Origin of the sequence: Ruminococcus callidus ATCC 27760, from assembly GCF_000468015.1 — a bacterium.
GTDB classification, from domain to species: domain Bacteria; phylum Bacillota; class Clostridia; order Oscillospirales; family Ruminococcaceae; genus Ruminococcus_C; species Ruminococcus_C callidus.
In genome coordinates this window covers 18,033-21,300 of sequence record NZ_KI260330.1, presented here as the reverse complement: position 1 = coordinate 21,300, position 3,268 = coordinate 18,033, and the positions used below count along the sequence as shown (strand labels likewise).

General features: G+C 51.0%; 3 protein-coding genes. 1 reads left to right on the top strand and 2 read right to left on the bottom strand.

What is annotated here, in order from left to right; translation table 11 throughout:
- The first annotated feature begins 54 nt into the window (after nucleotides 1–54).
- The gene (locus RUMCAL_RS14370; protein WP_021681121.1) at nucleotides 55–996 is read left to right on the top strand and encodes a leucine-rich repeat protein; all 942 of its coding nucleotides are present in this window, start codon (nucleotides 55–57) and stop codon (nucleotides 994–996) included.
- Between the two features lie 133 nt (nucleotides 997–1,129).
- Here RUMCAL_RS14370 and RUMCAL_RS03410 read toward each other — a convergent pair whose 3' ends face one another.
- Both RUMCAL_RS03410 and RUMCAL_RS03405 read right to left on the bottom strand, forming a co-directional pair.
- Entirely contained in the window at nucleotides 1,130–1,519 is a 390-nt protein-coding gene (locus RUMCAL_RS03410) for a hypothetical protein (RefSeq protein ID WP_040646808.1), read from the bottom strand.
- Nucleotides 1,520–1,794: 275 nt separating this feature from the next.
- On the bottom strand, nucleotides 1,795–3,081 hold the full coding sequence (locus tag RUMCAL_RS03405) for an O-acetylhomoserine aminocarboxypropyltransferase/cysteine synthase family protein (RefSeq protein ID WP_021681119.1): 1,287 nt from the start codon (nucleotides 3,079–3,081) through the stop codon (nucleotides 1,795–1,797).
- Between the last annotated feature and the right edge of the window lie 187 nt (nucleotides 3,082–3,268).

Here is a 3,268-nt window from a genome sequence, read left to right as displayed (position 1 = left end):
CTTACGCACAAGCTTTATTCAGTGTTTCCCTAAGAATGATATGGAGGAAGAAAAATGAAATTGTGGAAAAAAGGGTTGGCGGCATTGACTGCTGGTTTGCTTTGTCTGGGCAGTGTGGGACTGTCTGGCGTGGAATTGCCGGCGAGTGCAGATGTGCCATATTTTTACGACGGTACCTATGGAGATTTGTATTATGACGTGATCGATGCAGTCGAAATTCGAATTACTGGTTGTGAAAAAGAAGTTACGGCTGTAGAGATTCCAGCGAAGATCGCTGGAAAACCGGTGACGAGTGTTGGAAGAAGTGCTTTTTCTGGCTGTAACAGTCTGGCTGCGGTCACGATACCGGACAGCGTGACGAGAATTGGCTTAGATGCCTTTTATAAGTGCAGCAGTCTGACCACGATCACGATGCCGGACGGTGTGACGATTCTTGGAGCGAACGCTTTTTCTTTCTGTACCAGTCTGACCGAAGTCACGATGCCGAACAGCTTGACAAGTATTGGAAGTAATGTCTTTTCCGGCTGTAGCAGCCTGACTGAAATCGAGATACCAGACAGCGTGACCAGCATAGGAGAGAGTGCTTTTTCCGACTGTAAAAAGCTGACCTCGATCACGATACCGGACAGCGTGACAAGCATTGAAAAATCTGCCTTTTCCGGCTGCCACAACCTCACTATTTATGGTTACGCCCGCTCTTACGCCCAGAAATACGCAGCCGAAAACAACATCAGATTTGCTCTGATCGGCGGATTGCCCAGGGGTGACGTAGACGGCAGCGGCGGCATTGACTCCACCGACATCTTTTACACCATGCTCTACATCGCCAACGTTGCCGTAGGCAATGACGGCGGGCTGACGGCTGAACAGATCGCTGCCGCCGATGTAGACGGCAATGGTACAGTGGATTCCACCGACAGCTTCTATATCATGTACTACGTGGCTCTCCGCGGAGCAGGGATCCACCAGACTTGGGAGGAAGTTCTCGCAAAGTAGTCCCTCAAAACTTGCCTGACATTTATACGGCATTACGAAAAAACAGCACTTTTGCCCGCGGGTCTGCGGCTGCAAAAGTGCTGTTTCTATTTATGAAAGTGAGAGCCATAAACCGGCACAAAATGTTATGCCGTCAGTCCTCGTCGCCGGAAGAAATCGGAATCGTCTTTTCAGCATTATCTGCGGAATCGTCCTGTTCCGGCTTTGCATCGTCGGCAGGTTCTTCTTCCGGCATGTGCACGGTTGTCGGCTGGTCTGCTTCGTCGTCCTCGGAATCGATAGAGCAAATACCATCTGCACAGCAGCAGCCTGCTGCTTCGGCAGTGTTTTCGGTATCTTCTTTGTTTTCCGGTTCGTCACAGCAGGAGCACTCGTCGTCATTTGTGCAGCCGCCCTCCGGCAGGTCGTCACAATTGCATGCGGCTTCCAGTCGCTTGTCGTGTGCCTTTTTCAGTGCGTAAATAGTTGCAGCGGAAGCTGCGGCAGCTGCTGCAACCATTGCAGCGATAATCGTTCCTTTCATATCGATACCTCTTTTCTCCGACACCATGTCCTGTGCAGGCGTGTGCGAAAGTGTACACGCTGTGGTTCTTCTGCGGGTCGGCGACAGAAAACACAGACGTTTCCAGATTACAGCTTTCGTTTCGCTGTAATATTTCTACATCTATAGTATACCATATTTTCAAAGAAAATACAAGCCCCGACATGCAGATATTTGCAGATTATCCGACAAATTTTTCAGAGGTGACTAGGAAAATATCTTTAGGCAATACCGCACAAAGATTGTGCAGTGCTGCTTTATACACGCTCCAGTGCCTGCTGCAAGTCGGCGAGAATATCCTCGATATTTTCCAGACCTACAGAAATGCGGATCAGTCCGCCGTCAATGCCTGCCGCTTTCAGCTGTTCTTCGGTCAGCTGGCGGTGGGTGGCTGATGCAGGGTGCAGCACACAGGTGCGAATATCTGCCACGTGTACCTCGATGGAAGCCAGCTGCAATGCGTCCATAAAGCGGACAGCAGCTTCTCTGCCGCCCTTGATCGAGATCGAAATGACACCGCAGGTGCCGTTGGGCAGATACTTCTTTGCCATTTCGTGATAGGGATCGTCCGGCAGGTTGGGGTAGGTGACAGAGGCGATTTTGTCAGACTGCTTCAGCATTTTTGCCACTGCCATAGCGTTTTCGCAGTACTGCTTCATACGTACCGGCAGAGTTTCCAGTCCCAGATTCAGCAGGAACGCGGAGTGTGCTGCCGGATAACAGCCAAAGTCCCGCATCAGCTGCATTCTCGCCTTGATGATGTATGCCATTTTGCCGAACTCTCTGGTGTAGACTACACCGTGATAGCTTTCGTCCGGCTCTGTGAAGTCGGGGAATTTGCCGCTTTTTTCCCAGTCAAATGTGCCGCCGTCCACAATAACGCCGCCGCACTGGAGAGCGTGGCCGTCCATGTACTTGGTGGTGGAGTGGATCACAATATCTGCTCCGAATTCAATGGGACGGCAGAGGATCGGCGTGGCAAAGGTGTTGTCCACGATCAGCGGGATCTGGTGGGCATGGGCGATCTTGGCGAACTTTTCAATGTCGAATACTGTCAGTGCCGGATTGGCAATGGTTTCGCCGAAGATCAGCTTGGTGTTGGGCTTTATCGCCTGCGAAATGGTTTCCTCATCTGCCAGCGGGTCTACCCAGATGCACTCGATGCCGAACCGCTTCAGCGTTACGCCGAACAGGTTCACAGTGCCGCCGTAAATGGTGGAAACGGAAACAATGCTGTCGCCGGCACTGCACAGATTCAGCACCGACAGCAGGGAAGCTGCCTGTCCGCTGGAAGTGAGCATTGCCCCGACGCCGCCCTCCAGTGCAGCGATCTTCTGTTCTACTGCATCGCAGGTGGGATTGGCGAAACGGGAGTACATCGGTTCCGTGGGCATGTCAAACAGTTCCGCCACCTTTTCGGTGGAGTCGAAACGATAAGTGGTGCTTTGTACAATGGGTACTGTGCCGGGGCCGCCGTTTTTCGGGGTATAACCGGCGTGCAGGCATTTGGTTTCCAGTTTTGCATTCGGATTGCAGGGCTGCATAAAAATTCCTCCAGAGTGTCGGCAGTACACGGGCAGGATTGCCCGAAATCATGTACTGCAAGTTGTATTTTTATAATAAAAAAGATGATACTATTATAGCACATTTTATTCGTTTTGCATAGACGGAATTTTCAAATCTAAACCCATAGAAAAAATCTATGGCAATACCGCACAAAGATTGTGCGAC

Bases quoted from the DNA above. Each gene is read 5' to 3' on its own strand.
- RUMCAL_RS03405 (WP_021681119.1), bottom strand. From the start codon at position 3,081: ATGCAGCCCTGCAATCCGAATGCAAAACTGGAAACCAAATGCCTGCAC.
- RUMCAL_RS14370 (WP_021681121.1), top strand. From the start codon at position 55: ATGAAATTGTGGAAAAAAGGGTTGGCGGCATTGACTGCTGGTTTGCTT.
- RUMCAL_RS03410 (WP_040646808.1), bottom strand. From the start codon at position 1,519: ATGAAAGGAACGATTATCGCTGCAATGGTTGCAGCAGCTGCCGCAGCT.